At 62.2% G+C, this 16,765-nt stretch carries 7 protein-coding genes; 3 read left to right on the forward strand and 4 right to left on the reverse strand.

From position 1 onward, the window contains the following. Nucleotides 1-2: 2 nt before the first annotated feature. Nucleotides 3-803 (forward strand): carbon-nitrogen hydrolase family protein, encoded by an 801-nt coding sequence (locus tag ACQ4W4_RS13620; RefSeq protein ID WP_436542453.1) that lies wholly within the window; start codon nt 3-5, stop codon nt 801-803. Between the two features lie 21 nt (nt 804-824). Next, nucleotides 825-2,285 carry a metalloprotease TldD gene (gene tldD / locus ACQ4W4_RS13625; RefSeq protein WP_436542454.1) on the forward strand — a complete coding sequence of 487 codons (1,461 nt, stop codon included), beginning with the start codon at nt 825-827 and terminating at the stop codon, nt 2,283-2,285. Nucleotides 2,286-2,859: 574 nt separating this feature from the next. On the opposite strand, the gene ACQ4W4_RS13630 is transcribed toward tldD, so the two are convergent. Next, a complete protein-coding gene (locus tag ACQ4W4_RS13630; RefSeq protein WP_436542455.1) occupies nt 2,860-5,700 on the reverse strand; it encodes a TonB-dependent receptor in 2,841 nt (946 codons plus the stop codon). Nucleotides 5,701-6,197: 497 nt separating this feature from the next. Between ACQ4W4_RS13630 and aroG the strand changes: the two genes are divergently transcribed. Beyond that, complete coding sequence (gene aroG / locus ACQ4W4_RS13635) at nt 6,198-7,262, forward strand: 3-deoxy-7-phosphoheptulonate synthase AroG (protein ID WP_436542456.1); 1,065 nt, start codon at nt 6,198-6,200, stop codon at nt 7,260-7,262. A 75-nt stretch (nt 7,263-7,337) separates the two neighbouring features. On the opposite strand, the gene ACQ4W4_RS13640 is transcribed toward aroG, so the two are convergent. The 3 genes from ACQ4W4_RS13640 to ACQ4W4_RS13650 form a co-directional block, all read right to left on the reverse strand. Continuing rightward, complete coding sequence (locus ACQ4W4_RS13640; protein ID WP_436542457.1) at nt 7,338-10,181, reverse strand: TonB-dependent receptor; 2,844 nt, start codon at nt 10,179-10,181, stop codon at nt 7,338-7,340. A 356-nt stretch (nt 10,182-10,537) separates the two neighbouring features. After that, nucleotides 10,538-13,210: a TonB-dependent receptor gene (locus tag ACQ4W4_RS13645; RefSeq protein ID WP_436542458.1), complete on the reverse strand. Its 2,673-nt coding sequence runs from the start codon at nt 13,208-13,210 to the stop codon at nt 10,538-10,540. Between the two features lie 178 nt (nt 13,211-13,388). After that, entirely contained in the window at nt 13,389-16,169 is a 2,781-nt protein-coding gene (locus tag ACQ4W4_RS13650; protein ID WP_436542459.1) for a TonB-dependent receptor, read from the reverse strand. Between the last annotated feature and the right edge of the window lie 596 nt (nt 16,170-16,765).

The raw sequence follows: 16,765 nt of genomic DNA on the forward strand, positions 1-16,765 counted from the left end.
CAATGATGCATACAGTCGCAGCAGTACAAATGGTTTCCTCGCCTTCCGTGGAAGACAACCTGGCCACGGCGCGGCGCCTGGTGGCGCAGGCCGCCGCCGCTGGCGCGCAGCTGGTGGTGCTGCCCGAATACTGGGCCATCATGGGCCAGCAGGAAACGGACAAGCTGGCCCACGCGGAGCAGCCCGGAAGCGGCCCGATCCAGGATGGCATGGCGCAGATGGCGCGCCGGCACGGCATCTGGCTGATCGGCGGCACCTTGCCCCTGATCTCGGGCCAGGAAGGCAAGGTCCTGAACACCACGCTGGTATACGACCCGCAAGGCGAGCCGGCAGGCCGCTACGACAAGATCCACCTGTTCGGCTTTACGCGCGGCACCGAGTCGTACAACGAATCGCGTACCATCGTGCCAGGTGCGCAGGTGCGCGCTATCGAGACGCCGTTCGGCCGGGTCGGCTTGTCCATCTGCTACGACCTGCGCTTTCCCGAACTGTACCGCGCCATGGGCGATTGCGCGCTGATCGTCGTGCCGGCCGCGTTTACCCATACGACGGGCAGCGCCCACTGGGAAGTGCTGCTGCGCGCGCGCGCCATCGAAAACCAGTGCTACGTGCTGGCCTCGGCGCAGGGTGGCCTGCATCCGAACGGCCGCCGCACGTGGGGGCACAGCATGCTGATCGACCCGTGGGGCGAAGTGATCGCCGTGCTGCCCGAAGGCGAGGGCGTGGTCAGCGGCGAGATCGATCTGGTGTTCCTGGCCGGTGTGCGCGAATCCTTGCCGGCGCTGGCACACCGCACCATGTAAATTGAATGTTGAGAAGAAGCTATGAAGCCATTTGAACCGAATCTGTCCAGCCTTGCCGTGGCGCGCGATATCCTGCTCACGCCGTTCGGCCTGGATGAAGACAAGCTGCTCAAAGCCCTGGGCACGATGTTTACGCACAAGGTCGACTATGCCGACCTGTATTTCCAGTCGACCAGGAGCGAAGGCTGGAGCCTGGAAGAGGGCATCGTCAAGACGGGCAGCTTTTCCATCGACCAGGGCGTAGGCGTGCGCGCCGTGTCCGGCGACAAGACGGCGTTTGCGTACTCCGACGACATTTCCGAGCGGGCCCTGCTGGAAGCGGCGGCGGCCACGCGCACCATCGCGCGCGCCGGTTCGGGCAAGATCAAGATTGCGGGGCGCACGCTGGCGCAGGGCGGGCGCTCGCTGTATCTGCCCGACGATCCGCTCGCCTCGCTGGACGCCACGGCCAAGGTGCAGCTGCTCGAGCGCGTGGAAAAGATGGCGCGGGCGAAAGATCCCAGAGTGGTGCAAGTGATGGCTGGGCTGGCCGGCGAGTACGACGTGGTGCTGGTGCTGCGCAGCGATGGCGTGCTGGCGGCCGACATCCGCCCGCTGGTGCGCGTGTCACTCACCGTGATCGCGGAACAGAACGGCCGCCGCGAAACGGGCTCGGCCGGCGGCGGCGGGCGCTTCAGCTATGACTATTTCAGCGATGCGGTGCTGGAACAATATGCAACGGACGCCGTCAATTCGGCGCTGGTCAACCTGGAAGCGCGCCCCGCGCCCGCCGGGCCCATGACCATCGTGCTGGGACCGGGCTGGCCCGGCATCCTGCTGCACGAAGCCATCGGCCACGGCCTGGAAGGCGATTTCAACCGCAAGGGTTCGTCCGCGTTTTCGGGACGCATCGGCGAACGCGTGGCGGCCAAGGGCGTCACCGTGGTCGATGACGGCACCCTGGCTGGCCGGCGCGGTTCGCTCAATATCGACGACGAGGGCAATCCTACGCAGTGCACGACCCTGATCGAAGACGGCATCCTGAAGGGTTACATTCAGGACACGATGAATGCGCGCCTGATGAAGATGCCCGTGACGGGCAATGCGCGCCGCGAATCGTTCGCCCATCTGCCCATGCCGCGCATGACGAATACGTATATGCTGGGCGGCGACAAGGACCCGGGCGAGATCCTCGCTTCCGTGAAAAACGGCTTGTATGCCGTCAACTTCGGCGGCGGCCAGGTCGACATCACGAATGGCAAGTTCGTCTTTTCGGCCAGCGAAGCGTACATGATCGAAAACGGCAAGCTCAGCTATCCGGTGAAGGGCGCGACCCTGATCGGCAACGGTCCGGACGTGCTCAACCGCGTCTCCATGATCGGCAACGACATGCGCCTCGACTCGGGCGTGGGCGTATGCGGCAAGGAGGGGCAAAGCGTGCCCGTGGGCGTGGGGCAGCCGACCCTGCGCCTCGATGGCATCACGGTCGGCGGGACTGCCTGATTTTTCGGACACTGTGAGGCCAACGCGATTGTCGGATTACGCCCCCCGGGCCAATCCGAGCTACGCTTTTCTGACATGGCGCTCGCGTAGGTCGGGTTAGCGCAAAGCGCGTAACCCGACACCACTGCCGGCCGCGTCAACACGGTTGTCGGATTACGCGTGGCTGCGCCCCGCTAATCCGACCTACGCTCCCGATTTTTCAGAATTTGTATTCGATTGTCGGATTACGCCCTCAGGGCTAATCCGAGCTACGCTTTTCTGACATGGCGCTCGCGTAGGTCGGGTTAGCGCAAGGCGCGTAACCCGACACCACTGCCGGCCGCGTCAACACGGTTGTCGGATTACGCGTGGCTGCGCCCCGCTAATCCGACCTACGCTCCCGATTTTTCAGAATTTGTATTCGATTTTAGGATTACGCCCTCCGGGCCAATCCGGCCTACTTTCTCTGACATGGCGCTCGCGTAGGTCGGGTTAGCGCAAGGCGCGTAACCCGACACCACTGCCGGCCGCGTCAACACGGTTGTCGGATTACGCGTGGCTGCGCCCCGCTAATCCGACCTACGCTCCCGATTTTTCAGAATTTGTATTTCACCCCCGCACTGATGAACCGTCCCGCCGCGCCCGCGTAGTCGAGCGGGTTGTAGCCCGTGGCGCCATACGTCAGCGGGTCGAGCGGGGCGATCTTGTCGAACAGGTTTTGTATCGTCGCATACACTTCCAGCTTGGGCGTGGCCAGCCAGCGGGCCGTCAGGTCGACCGAGGTGAACGAGGCGATGCGGCAGCCGCGCGGCGCGTCCGTGCCGTCGGCGAAATGCGTGGCGCAGCCGTCCGGGTCATTCTTGAACAGCACGTTGTCGAGCGGCGCGCGATAGTTGACGTTGGCCGTGACCCGCCAGTTCTGGCGTTCCCAGGTGGCGCCCAGGTTGACGCGGTCGTCCGGCGTGCCCATGCAGTTGGACACGTCGCAATTGCCATGCGTGCCAGCAAAATCGCGCTGCGTGCCATCCCGTTCCGTGCGCAGCCATTTGTACAGGTGCGTCCACTTCAGGTCGAAGGTTAGGCTGCCGTAGCCGTTGTCCAGGTTGAAGCGCTGGCGGGCGTCGATATCGATGCCGCGCACCGTCGTTTGCGCCGAATTTACATAGTTGGCCAGCACGGCCGTGATGGCGCCCGGATCGCCGGCAATGCCGGTGGCCGTGGACGGGTCGCGCGCCACGTTGCCGGCGGCAATGGCCGCATCCGTTTGCTCCTGGTTGATTTCATTCTTGCGGCGGATTTGCCACAGGTCCACGGAAATGCTGCTGCGTGGCAGCGGGTCCCACACGGCGCCCACGGAATAGCTGCGCGAACGCTCTGGCGACAGCTTCGGATTGGGCGAGGTGATGACGGCGATCGGCGCGGGATCGCACGCCACTTCCACGCCCAGCGCGCAGCGCAGGGGATCGCTGGCGGTGGAGAACGCGGCCAGGCCGCCGACGCCGTTTTCCGCCGCGCTGGGAGCGCGGAAACCCTTGGCAAAGGTGCCGCGCAGGGCCAGTTCGCGCACGGGCGTCCATTTCACGCCCACTTTCGGCGTGTAGGAATTGCCCACGTCCGTGAAATGGTCGGCGCGCAGGGCGCCTGACAGCTCCACGGTTTTCAACACGGGCGCCAGCACCTCGGCATAGAGGGCCGAGGCGTTGCGGCTGCCCTTGTAGGCGGAATAGCCGAGGCCGATGATATTGCCCCGTTCCGTGCCTGTGGTGGGTTTGAGTTCCGTCGATTCGTGGCGAAATTCCGCGCCCACGGCCACGCCCAGGCCACCGCCGTCGAGCTTGGCAACCTCGCGGCTGGCCTTGAAGTCGATCTGCGCGATATGCGTCCTGGCGTCGTTCGAGATGCGCGGCGACAGGGCCGCGTACAGTGCGGGCGAATTGAGGCCCGCGTTTTCCGCGATGCGCCACAGGCTGCCGGCCGGCAAGGCCGCATACGCGGGGTTCAGGCTGGCCGCCGCCACGTTGGCGGCAGTCGGGTTGAGCAGGGCGAAGGCGACGTCGCGCTGCAGATAGCCGTTCAAGTCGTTCGAGACCTTGTTCTGCGAGTACAGCAAGGCGCTGTCGATATCCCAGCCCGCCACGGCGCCCTTGATGCCGGCCACGAAGCGCGTGAAGGTGGAATCGACTTCCGACAGGCGCGGTCCCACGTCGGCCGCCAGGTAGCGCAGCCGCGCCGCCGTGCCGAAATACGGATTGTCCGGGTGCGCGGCGCCGAGCGAGACGCCCGCATTGCTGACGGGCCCGCCCGGATAGCCGACCGAACCGCTGACCGTCGAGGGCGTAGTGGCCGAGTGCGATTCGCTGTGATACAGGTTCAGCTCGGCATACGTCTGCAGGGCAGGCGTCAGTTGCCAGGCGGCGCGGCCGAAGAAATTGATGTTCTTTTGCTTGGGCTGGATCTGACCGTATTGCTGCGCGGCATCGGTCAGGCAGCCGCCGCCCGGGTCGCCCTGCGGATGCGTGGTGAAGTTGCCGCAGGCGGCGCCGGGAAAGGTGCGCGTAAAGCCCACGCCGGCCAGGTTGCCGCGGTTGTAGTAGTCGAGCGTGTCGGGATTGCGCACATTGCCGTTGACGGCGCTGCCGGCCGCGTTGTTGGTGGTGATGGCGCCCGCGCCGCTGAGCGACTCCTGCGCGCTGAAGCCCAGGTCGCGCAAGTCGCTGCGGCCGACGGCGCCTCGCCCGGCCCGGTCGCGGTTCCAGATAGCGGCCTTTTCGCTGTACTCGAGGTTCAATAGCACGTTGTAGCGGTCGCTGTCGATGTCGCCGAAGCCGTGCGTGATGGCGGCGCGCGCGTCGCGCCCGTCCCACTCCTTCGTTTTGCCGTAATTGCCCTTGATGGCCGTGCCCTGATAGTCGCGCCGCAGGATCACGTTGACCACGCCGGCGATGGCGTCCGAACCGTAGATGGCCGAGGCGCCATCCTTGAGGATTTCCACCCGTTCCACCGCTTCCAGGGGAATGATGTTCAGGTCGGCAAAGACCTTCTGGCCATCGTCGGCCAGGCCATACGGCGCCACTCTGCGGCCATTGAGCAGTACCAGGGTCGAGGCCGTGCCCAGACCTCGCAGCGACACGCCGGAAGCGCCGGCGGCAAAGCCGTTGCCGAAGGTGGTGGGGACGGAACCCTGGTTGTCGACGGCCAGGGTCTGCAGCAGTTCGGCCACGCTGGACTTGCCCGATTTTTCAATGTCGGCCGCGTTCAGGGTTTGCACGGCCGACGCCGTTTCCGCCTGCGCGCGGCGGATGTTCGAACCGGTGATTTCCACGCGGGCAATGGGAGCCGCTTCCTGTGCCAGGACGGGCAGGGCGAGCAGGGCGCTTGCCAGAGCCAGGCCCATGTGCGGCGGTGAAAATGGATGGGCAGATTGTTTGTAGATCATGCGAGTCTCCGGAAGGTCAGACAGAAAAAGGTGAGGTACATCCTGCAGTCTTGGCCGTGCGGCCTGGCGGGGATTCGATCTACATCAGGAGTGCGTCGCTTCCCAAGGTCAAAACGGGCTGGCGTGGCGTGCGCGCCACGGCGGCCCCGGCGTTGTCGGCCAGCCGGGGCCCACCTGCAGCGCGCAACTTTTTATGCCTTTTGACGTATTTTGCAGTGTAAAACGGCGGCGGCATGCGGCTTTGCCGACAAATATGCTTGCCAACCCTTGCGATTTAGGTTTATAGTCGTTCATCACTTACGGATGACTCGCATGTTCGCTCGCCACTTTTTTACCGCTTATTTTTACTTTAGCAATTCCAACCCAAAGGCGGTGGAGTAGCGGTCGGTTCACGTAGCAGCAAAAAACGAGATCCCAGCAAATTCTAAAAAACCGCCACTGATGGCGGTTTTTTTTTACCCAGATGTTTTACCCATCCTTAAATTTTGGAGAAAATGATGCCCCGCACCGATGATTTGCGAATTCGCGAAATGAAGGAATTGACCCCGCCGTCCCACCTGATCCGCGAATTCGCCTGCTCGGAGCAAGCCGAACAGACCGCCGCCAGCGCCCGCATTGCCCTGCACCGTATCCTGCACGGCCAGGACGACCGCCTGATGGTGGTGATCGGGCCTTGCTCCATCCACGACACCAAGGCGGCGATGGAATATGCGCGCCTGCTGGTCAAGGAGCGCGCGCGTTTCGCGGGCGAACTGGAAATCGTCATGCGCGTCTACTTCGAGAAGCCGCGCACCACAGTGGGCTGGAAGGGCCTGATCAACGATCCGTACATGGACAACAGCTTCCGCATCAACGACGGCTTGCGCATGGCGCGCGAACTGTTGCGCGATATCAATGAGCTGGGCTTGCCGGCAGGCACCGAGTTCCTCGACGTCATCAGCCCGCAATACATCGCCGACCTGATCAGCTGGGGCGCCATCGGCGCGCGCACGACGGAGTCGCAGGTGCACCGCGAGCTGGCGTCGGGATTGTCCTGTCCCGTCGGCTTCAAGAATGGCACGGACGGCAACGTGAAAATCGCCGTGGAAGCCATCAAGGCCGCCTCGCAGCCGCACCATTTTCTGTCCGTCACGAAGGGCGGCCACTCGGCCATCGTCTCGACCAACGGCAACGAGGATTGCCACATCATTTTGCGCGGCGGCAAAACGCCGAACTATGACGCGGCCAGCGTGGACGAGGCCTGCAAGGCCATCGCGGCGCAAGGCCTGGCGGCGCGCCTGATGATCGACGCCTCGCATGCGAACAGCTCGAAAAAACCGGAAAACCAGATCCCCGTGTGCGCCGACATCGCCGCGCAGGTGGCGGGCGGCGACGGCCGCATCGTCGGCGTGATGGTGGAGTCGCACCTGGTGGCGGGGCGCCAGGATTTGATCCCGGGCAAGGAATTGATCTATGGCCAGTCCGTCACGGACGGCTGCATCGACTGGAGCGCCAGCGTGGCCGTGCTGGAAAACCTGGCGCAAGCCGTGAAGCAGCGCCGCTTGCAGGGCGACGCGGAATAACGTGGCGCGCGGCATGAAAAAAAGCCCGGAAAGCTAAGCTTTCCGGGCTTTTTCTGTTTTCAGCTTGCGGGAAGCTTAGAACTTGTAGGAACCGCTCAGGTAGAACTGGCGGCCCAGGGCGCTCGAGTACGATGGGTTGTAGCCTACTTGATGCGAACCCGTGTTACGCAGGGTGAACGGCGGATTGCGGTCGAACAGGTTCAGGATGCCGCCCGTGATTTCCACGTTCTTCAGCGGACGGTAAGCCGTCTGGAAGTCGAAGGTGGTGTAGCTCGGCACTTCCAGCTGGATGCCATAGCATTCGCCAGGGCTGCCGGCCACGATCACGGCGCAATCGTCAGCCGTCTGTTCCTTGTCCGTATAGCCGTTGCGGTAGCTGGCGCTCAGCGTATGCGTGAACTTGGCCGTCTCATACGAGGTGGTGGCGCGGATGATGTTGCGGAAGCTGACCTTGTCGTTCGAACCGTAGCGATTCAGGCTGGTTTCCCATTGATCATCGGTGCCCGGCGTCGTGTAGCGCGAACGCAGCAGGTAGGTACCCATCAGACGGCTCGTCAGACGGCCGTCCAGCAGCTTCATCTTGTGGGTGAAGTCGTAGTCGATACCGCGGTTTTCTACCTTGCCGATGTTAATCGGCAGCAGCTTGATGGCCAGCACGTCCTTGCCCGTCGAGCTGATGTGCTTGGTGGTGAACAGGTTGGCGTACTTGGCAGGATTGTTGAAGATCAGACCTTCCGAAACCGCCGTGACCTGGTCGCGGATTTCCACGTTCCACAGGTCGAACGACATCGACAGGCTGTCGATCGGCTCGAACACGGTACCGATGCTCCATTGCTTCGACGTTTCCGGTTTCAGCTCAGGATTGCCGCCCTGGAAGGCCTCGAACTGCTGGCGTCCGACGCCGCTGCAGTAGCTGGCCAGCGGGTGGCCGCCCATGCCGTTCGCTGCCGTCAATGGGCATTGGTAGTTGCCGCCCGTGACGCCCCAGTCTTCCAGTGGACCAGCGATTTCCTGCATGCTGGCGGCGCGGAAGCCGGTGCCGGCAGCGGCGCGGAACATCAGGCTCTTGGTCGCGGAATACTTGCCGCTGACTTTCCAGGTGGTGGCGTTTTCTTTCTTGCCTACCGTCTTGCCTGTCAGCTTGTCGTCGATGGATCCGATCTGGTCATAACGCAGCGAGCCGGTCATTTCCAGTTTTTTCGAGATTGGCATCATCAGCTCGGCGTAGGCGCCGGCATTGTCGCGCGCGTATTCGCTGTCGACTTGTGCATTGTCAAACAGGATCTGCGCCTGTTTGGCAACGTCGGCCTGCTTCACCTTGTACGAGGTGTTGCGGTAGTCGGCGCCCACACCCAGCATGGCGGTGCCGCCTGGCAGCGAGAACACAGGGCGCGAAGCGCGGCCGTCGATACCCTTCATTTCCACGGTTTGCGTGTTGTAGGTGCCGCTGAAACCCGTGCCCAGCAGTGCCTGACGCATGGCGTCCGGCATGGAACCCACAGGGTAGGCGAATGGGTCGATATTGCCGGCGGCGACTTGCGCGTCGAATTTGTCGGCCAGCGGGAAGCCGCTGACGTATTTCTGCGTCTGCTTGTTTTTCGAGTACGTCACGGCCGAGTTGATGTCCCAGCCGAATGCATTGCCATCGATGCCGGCGACGATGTGGGTGGCCTTGGTGCCGTAGTCGTACACGCGGTTGCCCATTTCCGACAGGCGGTATTTGGCGACGGCGCCCGTGGCGTTGGCCAACTGCGCCGGCGTCAGGTTCGGCGCCAGATATTTGTTGAACAGCGGTGAGCCGACATCGACGGAGAAATCGGCCGGGTACGGCGCGATGCTGGCGACGACGCGCGCTTCCGTGTAGGCGAGGTCATAGAAACCCTGGAAGCCGGTTTTGCCCAGTTTGACGGTACCCGAGCTGAAGATGGCGTCGCGCTTCGATTCGGGATTGATTTCGATGGTTGATGGCGAATCGAAATAGCAGTTGCCGTCGCCATAGAAATCCATGTTGCTGGCGGCGCATTTGCCGCCATGGGCCAGTGCGTACGGATTCAGATTGACGTTGTCGACGAAGGGCTTGTTGGTCTCTGGATTGATGACCACGTTACCGTTCGCATCGGTACGGTTGTAATCGACCGTGGCATTGCCAGGTGCCGAACGCGAGGAACCGTTGATGAATTGCAGCGCCTTGCCGGTCTTCGGATCGTTGAAATTGATGATGCCGCTTTTCGCGAAGCTGCGCTGTGAAGCCTTCAGCGATTTTTGTTCGTCATGGCTGGCCGACACGAAGATGCTGTAGCCGTCTTCGTCGATATCGCCGAAGCCCTTGCTGATCGAGATCGAGTTGCTGGCGCCGCCTTTTTCTTCAGGACGCGAATACTTGGCATTGATTTCCAGCGGCGATGCGCCTTTTTTCAGGATGAAGTTGACTACGCCGGCGATGGCGTCGGCGCCGTACAGTGCCGAGGCGCCGTCCGTCAGTACTTCCACGCGCTCGATGGCCGACAGGGGGATCGAATTGAGGTCGATGGTGGTGCCGGAATTGGATGGCGCGATACGGCGGCCGTTCAGCAGCACCAGCGTGTAGGCTGCGCCGATATCGTGGATCGATGCCGTGGTGACGCCGCCGCCGCCGCCGCCCACCGAATCGGCGGCCACGGAGAAGCCCTGCATCGCAGGAATTTGCTGGATGAAATCGGTCACCGTGGTGACGCCGGTTTTCTTGATGTCTTTCTGGTTGAACGACTGCACCGGCAGCGACGCTTCGGAAGCGATGCGCTTGATGCTCGAACCCGTGACTTCCACGCGTTGCATGGTGCCATCTGTTGTTTCTTGCGCATACGCGGCGTGCATGCTCAGGGCCATGCCGCCTGCAAACATCAGGCGCAGCGACCGCGATATTACATTTTCTATCATCATCTGAAATTCCTTGTTATTGTGATAAAGGCGGCAATTATTTTGAAATAACTTGTTGCTTGCCAACAATTTATTTGCCTTTTTGAAAATCCACCAATGAAAATTCTGTAAATTTTCTGGGCCCTCATCAAAACATTCACGATTCAGATTGTCAATTTCACGCGGACTTTTTGGACGAAATGCAACATTCCCCTGTTTTTTTTGTAATCCTTCAGCAATAAAGTATCGTGAACCCTTGTCAGCCTTGCTCAGATGCGTAAAATAAAACGGCGCACATCATCGCTGATGGCGCCGCTTTTCTGTTGCTGGCACGCTGTTGCCGGCGCTGCCTGTTTTATCTATTGACCTGAAAATTCCCCTTAAAACGTATAGCTGCCACGCAAGTACCAGGCGCGCCCGACCGGGTCCGTGTAGCGCGGGTCATAGCCTTTCTGGAACAAGGTGCCCTGGTTCGAGAATGGCGGTTCCCTGTCGAACAGGTTTTTCACGCCGGCCGTCAGCAGCAAGCCTTTCCACGCATAGCTGCCCGACACGTTGAGCAGGCTGTAGGACGGCACATCGTGGCGGTATGGCGGCTCGACCAGATTCTGATCCGTGTAGCCGGACTTGAACGATTGCGATACGGTGGCGCCCCAGTTGCCCATGCGCCAGTTCAGCGCGGCCGTATGTTTCCAGCGGAACACGGGATTGTTGTCCGCGTAGCGGCCCACGTTGGCAATGAAGGCGCCGCCGCGCTCATTTTGGTAGTCGTACTTGTGGGTCCATGTGCCATCGACCGACACGCTGACATCGCCATACGCGCCTCGGGCCAGGCGCGCATTCAGGCTGACGTCGATGCCGTCCGTTTTCACTTCACCGAGGTTGTCGTTCAAGTCCAGGATGGCGTAGGGCGAACCATCGGGATTGCGCAGGAACAAGGCCTTGTACTTTTCGTAGTTGCCGAAGATCGATTGCTCGGGCAGCGACGAAATCTTGTCCTTCAGGTGGATGTTCCAGTAATCGACGGCAAGCGTGACTTCCTTGACCGGTTCGAGCACGAGGCCGACGGCAAAGGTCGTGGATTTTTCCGGTTTCAGCTTTTCATTGCCCCCTTGTAGCTTGAATTGCTGCAAGTCGCAATCGCGCAGGGGATTGGCACCGGGCTGCGGCACGCCGCCCGGGCAGAGGATGGGGTCGTCGTAGGTATCGTTGGTATCGTTCTTCGACGGCGGCGCATTCTTTTCAAACAAGGTAGGCGCGCGGAAACCCGTGCTGGCCGAGCCGCGCAGCACCAGCGCGCTGCTGGCCTGGTAGCGCAGGGCCAGCTTGGGATTGGTGGTGCTGCCCACGTCGCTGTAATGGTCGAAGCGGGCGGCCAGCTGCACTTCCAGGTCCTTGATCAGCGGTAAGTTGACTTCGCCGAAGACAGCTTCGATGGAACGCGAACCGCTCTTCGACAGCGAACCGGACAGGCCCGAGCTGGCGGCCTGGCCGGCGATGTCGCGGTTGACGTTGAAGTCGGCCTTTTCGCGCCGCACTTCGCCACCGAGCGCGAGCGCCAGCGGGCCGCCGGCCAGCTGCGTCAGTTCGCGGCTGCCCTTGATGTCGAAGCCCGTGGTGGTGACCCTGGCGTTCTGTACCTCGCCGCGCAGGGCGGTGCTGTCCAGGTAAGCCTTGCCGGCCGCATCCTGCACGCCGAAGGGATTGAGGATGCCGTTCAGCACACCGGCGGCAAAGCCCGCATCCTGCACATAGCCGTTCGTGAATTGCTCCGACGACTTGCTGATGGCATGGCTCAGGCCGGTCTTATAGTCCCAGCCGGCCAGCTCGCCTTCGAGGGCCAGCACCAGGCGATCTGCCTGGCCATCCGAATCGATCTGGCGCTGGCCCGCCTCCACGGGGCGCCAGTTGACGCTCAGCGGCTGTCCCGACAAGCCCGGCTGGGCCGGTACGCCGCCGGCATTGCCCGGATAGTATTTGCTGCTGATGGGCAGAATCAGGCCCGTTTGCGGCGGCGGCGCCGTGCGTGCCTTCACCTTGTTTTCCGAATGCAGGTATTCCACCGTTGCCAAATGGCCGCCACCGAGCTTGAAGGCGCCCTTGCCGAAGAAGGCCAGCTGTTCCTGTGCGGGCAAGTCGTCGATCTGGCGCGTGTAGTCCTGGCGGCAGGTACCGTTGGCGGCCGCCACCGACAAGGGGGGCAGGCAGCCGCTGGCCGCGTAGGGATTGCCGGCCAGGCCGTCGCCCCCGTTGGCCGCCGCATCGAAGTAATTGCCGGGGAAAGTCGTGCCGCTGGTAATGGACAGCCCGCGCGAGGGGATGATGCCGGTCTTGGAAAAATCGCGGTCCTGCGACGTGAGCACGTTTTGCTTGTGGTAGTCGAGCACGCCGAAAATATTGTAGCCGTCCGTGTCGAGCTTGCCGAAGCCCGTCGACAGGTTGAGGCGGTGCTCGCCGGCGCCCTTGTGTTCGGGGGCGACCACTTCGGCCGTGATGTTGGTGACGTTGACGGAGCGCTTGGTGATGAAGTTGATGACGCCGCCGATGGCGTCCGTGCCGTAGATGGCCGAGGCGCCGTCGCGCAGCACTTCGACACGTTCGAGGGCGGCAATCGGAATGATGTTCAGGTCGACGCTGGCGCCGTCATACGGATGGTTGGCGATGCGCCGGCCGTTGAGCAGCACCAGTGTCTTGTCGCCGCCCAGGCCGCGCAAGTCGGCGCTGGCCTGGCCGCCCGTGGGCAAGCCGCTGGTATTGCCGCCGACGGCATTGCCGCTGCCCATGCTTGACGCATTCGAGGGAATCTTGCTGAGCACCTCCTGGGCTGTCGTCAGGCCCTGTTTGGCGAAATCCTCGGCCTTGAAGATGGACAGGGGCGTCGCCGTTTCCGACACGAGGCGCTTGATGGAGGAACCGGTGACTTCGACTCGCTGCAGGGCGGGAGGCTCGCCGGCGGCGCCGGTGTTCTGCGCCATGGCCGCATGGCCATACGCGCCGAGCAAGGCTGCGCACAACAGGCGCAAGGTAGGGGAGGGACTGCGGGTTTGCGTCATCTTACACTCCTGTGGCGTAGGTTTGGCCGAGTGGCCTGCAAGGGAGTTTTACAGGCGCGCAGCAGGGAAGGTTTGCGCTGTCGCAATGGACGGGTGGATGAGTACCTTGCACCACAGTCGCGGACGAAAAAAAAGGCGGTGATTGCTCACCGCCTTGCGTCGGGATACGGTTATCAGCTTAGAAGAACTTGTAGCTGGCGCCCAGTTTGAAGTAGCGGCCGATGGCGCCGCTGGCATCCATCGGGTTGTAGCTCATGCCGCCGTAGGTCAGCGGGTCGAGTGGGGCGATCTTGTCGGTCACGTTGTTGATCGAGGCAAACAATTGCAACTGTTTGTTGACGTTCCAGCGCGAGGACAGGTCGAGCGTGGTGAACGAGGCGAGCTTGCAACCGTTCGGCGCCGGCGTGCCGTTGGCCAGTTTGGAGGCGCAAGGATCGCCTTCAAACTTGATATTTTTCATATCCGAACGGTAGTTCAGCACGCCGCTGACGTTCCAGTTGCCCAGGTCCCACGAGCCGGTGAGGTTGATCTTGTCCTTCGGCGTGCCGGCGCAGTTGGAGGTATCGCAATTGCCATGCGTGCCGGCGAACTGGTAGCGCACGGTGGACGACTCGGCCCGCACCCACGAGGCGATGTGGGTCCAGGTCAGGCCGAAGGTGGCGCGGCCGTAGTCGCCCAGGCGCACGCGCTGCTTGACGTCCAGGTCGATACCCTTGATCTCCGTGTAGCTGGAGTTGCGGTACGGCGCCTTGGTGATCAGCAAGGTCCCCGTGTTCGGCACCACCACGCCATTGATGGTCAGGTTGTTGTCGGCGCGGACGGCCGTCGGCAGGGCGGCCGCCTCGTTGTACGGCAGCGGGTTGATCTCGTTTTCGCGCTTGATCTTCCAGGCATCGAGCGACAGGCTGGTATCGTTGAACGGATCCCACACGAGGCCCAGGGTGTAGCCCTTGGACTTTTCCGGCTTCAGGCTCGGGTCGCCGATCTTGACGGCCGCCACTTGCAGTTCGCAGTCGCTGGCATTGGCGCCCGGCAAGCGGGTGCCGCCCGGGCAGCGCACGGGATCGCTCACGGTCGAGGTGCCCGTCGATTGCGAATTGGCGTTGCTTTCGGCAGGGCCCGGCGCGCGGAAGCCTTCCGAATACGTGCCGCGCACGGCGAAGGTTTTCACCGGCGTCCACTTGGCGCCCAGTTTCGGCGTGGTCGATGAGAACCGGTCATATTTGTCGTAACGCAAGGCGCCCGACAGCTCCACCGTCTTGATGACGGGCGCCAGCACTTCGAGGAACACGGCCGAGACCTTGCTGTCGCCCTTGGCCGCCACATAGCTGGAGTTGATGGAACCGTCTTGCGTGCCCGACAGCGATGGATTGTCGAGCTTGTCGCGGCGGTGTTCCGCGCCCACGGCCAGGCCCAGCGCGCCGCCTGGCAACTGCATCAGTTCGCGCGAGGCCTTGAAGTCGATGATGTCGAGCTTGGTGGTGGAATCGGAAGTGGCGTTCGTCACCATGGCCGCGTACAGCGAGGCGGGATTCTTGCCCGCCTGCGCACCGATGTAGTATGGGAAATATTGGCTGTTCGGATTGCCCAGGGCATCCTTGACGACGGCCATGTTCAGCATGTTGCTGTAATCGAGGTGCAGCTTCGATTCCGAATGCGTATAGCCGGCATCATAATCCCAGCCCATGGCGTTGCCCTTGACGCCGAGCACGATGCGGTTGAACTCATTGTTGGCCTGGCGCGTGCTGGCACCCACATCGAAAGCCTGGTAGCGCACGCGCACCGGCACGCCATACGGATTTTGCGGGTGGTTGGCGGCCAGCACGATGGTGGTGCCGGCGCCGGAACCGTAGTTGACGACGCCCGTCGGACTGGTGGCGTTCGGCGGGAAGGCGATGGTCGGCGTGATCGATGGCGGTATCAGGGTGAAGGCCGTATCGCGCTTCGAGTAGCCCGCTTCCGCGTACACCTGGGTGTCGGCATTGACTTGCCAGGTGCCGCGCGTGTACAGGTTGATCGATTCGATCTTCGGCTGCATCGAGCGGAACTGGTCGTGGTGCCACAGGCAGCCGCCCTTTGGATCTTGCGGTGAAGACACGGACAAGCTGGCGCAGCCGGGCAGCGACACATAGTTGTTGGTGACGGGGTCGCGGATCAGGCCCGTCGGCGCGGCATTGGCATCGTTGTTGCCATTGATGTAGCCGCCGGCGAACTGGGTGTTGATCGCGTAGCCGTATGGACGCAGGTCGGCCTTGCCTATCCATTTGCGGCCGGCGCGGTCGCTGTTCATCAGCATGTCCGACTTGGTGTACTCGGCGTTGAGGACGAAGTTGAATTTGTCCGTATCCAGGTTGCCCTTGCCGAAGGTCAGCGAGGCGCGGTGCTGCTTGGCGTCGCTGTCGCCGGAGATGCCCGTGTCGCCTTTCAAGGTCAGGCCTTCGAAGTCCTTGCGCAGGATGATGTTGACGACGCCGGCGATGGCGTCCGCGCCGTAGGTCGACGATGCGCCATCCTTGAGGATTTCGATGCGCTCGACGATCTGCATCGGCACGGTGGAGAGGTCGGTAAAGCTCTTCTGGCCGTCGTCGGCGCGCGCGAACGGCGCCATGCGGCGGCCATTGAGCAAGACGAGGGTCGAGGTGGCGCCCAGGCCGCGCAGCGAGATGGCCGTGGAACCGGCGGCAAAGCCGTTGCCGAAACCCGTCGGCAGCGAACCGGCGCCATCGGCGGTCAGGGTTTGCAGGTATTCGGCGACGGTGGCCTTGCCCGATTTCATCAAGTCGTCGCGGGTGATGACCTGTACCGGCGACGCGGTCTCGGCCGTAGCCCGTTTGATGCTCGAGCCGGTAATTTCCACACGTTGTACATTGGCGTCTTGCGCCAGTGCCGGCGCAGCCATCATGCCCAGGCTGAGCGCTGCTACGCTACCCGAAAAAATCAGGCGCACGGAGCGGGACATCACTGTTTCCATCATCATTCTCAGAACTCCGAAAGTATGCTCGGCCGGCCTTTGTGCGGCACAGCTTTGCCAGGGTAATAAAGATTGCTGCGTCGGCAATCGCTATGGATCAAACGGCATATCGTGTGAGCCGTCGTGATGGATAAGACCATTTGTCGAGAAACCTTGTCAACGCGCACACACCCGCTTTCAGCATGGAAACAACAGTGTTTTTTATAATGTTGGTATGTTTCAATATTTGCAATTATTTCAATGTTGCACTGCGATGCGTATTTTCCGTACTGCGATAAAAACGGTTGTCATTCGAGGCCGTAAGGGTTACTGCCAGGCCGGTTTTTCATGGCGGCGACCTGTCTTTGTTGCGCTGCGGAAGATTTTCCCGGCGAGGCGGGTGAGCGTGGCTGCACGCCACGCCAGTGCTGCGGCTTTTCGCCCGGCGAACGGAATATGCGTTATCGTTACGCCTTTTTCCGGCTCGCCTGCTTGCAGGTCCGGCTGGCGATGAGCAAGGCATAGATCTTGCGAGGATGGACTGGTTTTGGCGGTGGAATCCTGTATCCCAGGGGGAAGCCAGTACAAGCGCACCAATACGGTGC

It is taken from the genome of Janthinobacterium glycogeni, assembly GCF_051380725.1.
Lineage (GTDB): Bacteria > Pseudomonadota > Gammaproteobacteria > Burkholderiales > Burkholderiaceae_D > Janthinobacterium.

Coding starts and splice junctions, on each gene's coding strand:
- ACQ4W4_RS13620 (WP_436542453.1), top strand. CDS start 3: ATGATGCATACAGTCGCAGCAGTACAAATGGTTTCCTCGCCTTCCGTG.
- tldD (WP_436542454.1), top strand. CDS start 825: ATGAAGCCATTTGAACCGAATCTGTCCAGCCTTGCCGTGGCGCGCGAT.
- ACQ4W4_RS13630 (WP_436542455.1), bottom strand. CDS start 5,700: ATGATCTACAAACAATCTGCCCATCCATTTTCACCGCCGCACATGGGC.
- aroG (WP_436542456.1), top strand. CDS start 6,198: ATGCCCCGCACCGATGATTTGCGAATTCGCGAAATGAAGGAATTGACC.
- ACQ4W4_RS13640 (WP_436542457.1), bottom strand. CDS start 10,181: ATGATGATAGAAAATGTAATATCGCGGTCGCTGCGCCTGATGTTTGCA.
- ACQ4W4_RS13645 (WP_436542458.1), bottom strand. CDS start 13,210: ATGACGCAAACCCGCAGTCCCTCCCCTACCTTGCGCCTGTTGTGCGCA.
- ACQ4W4_RS13650 (WP_436542459.1), bottom strand. CDS start 16,169: ATGTCCCGCTCCGTGCGCCTGATTTTTTCGGGTAGCGTAGCAGCGCTC.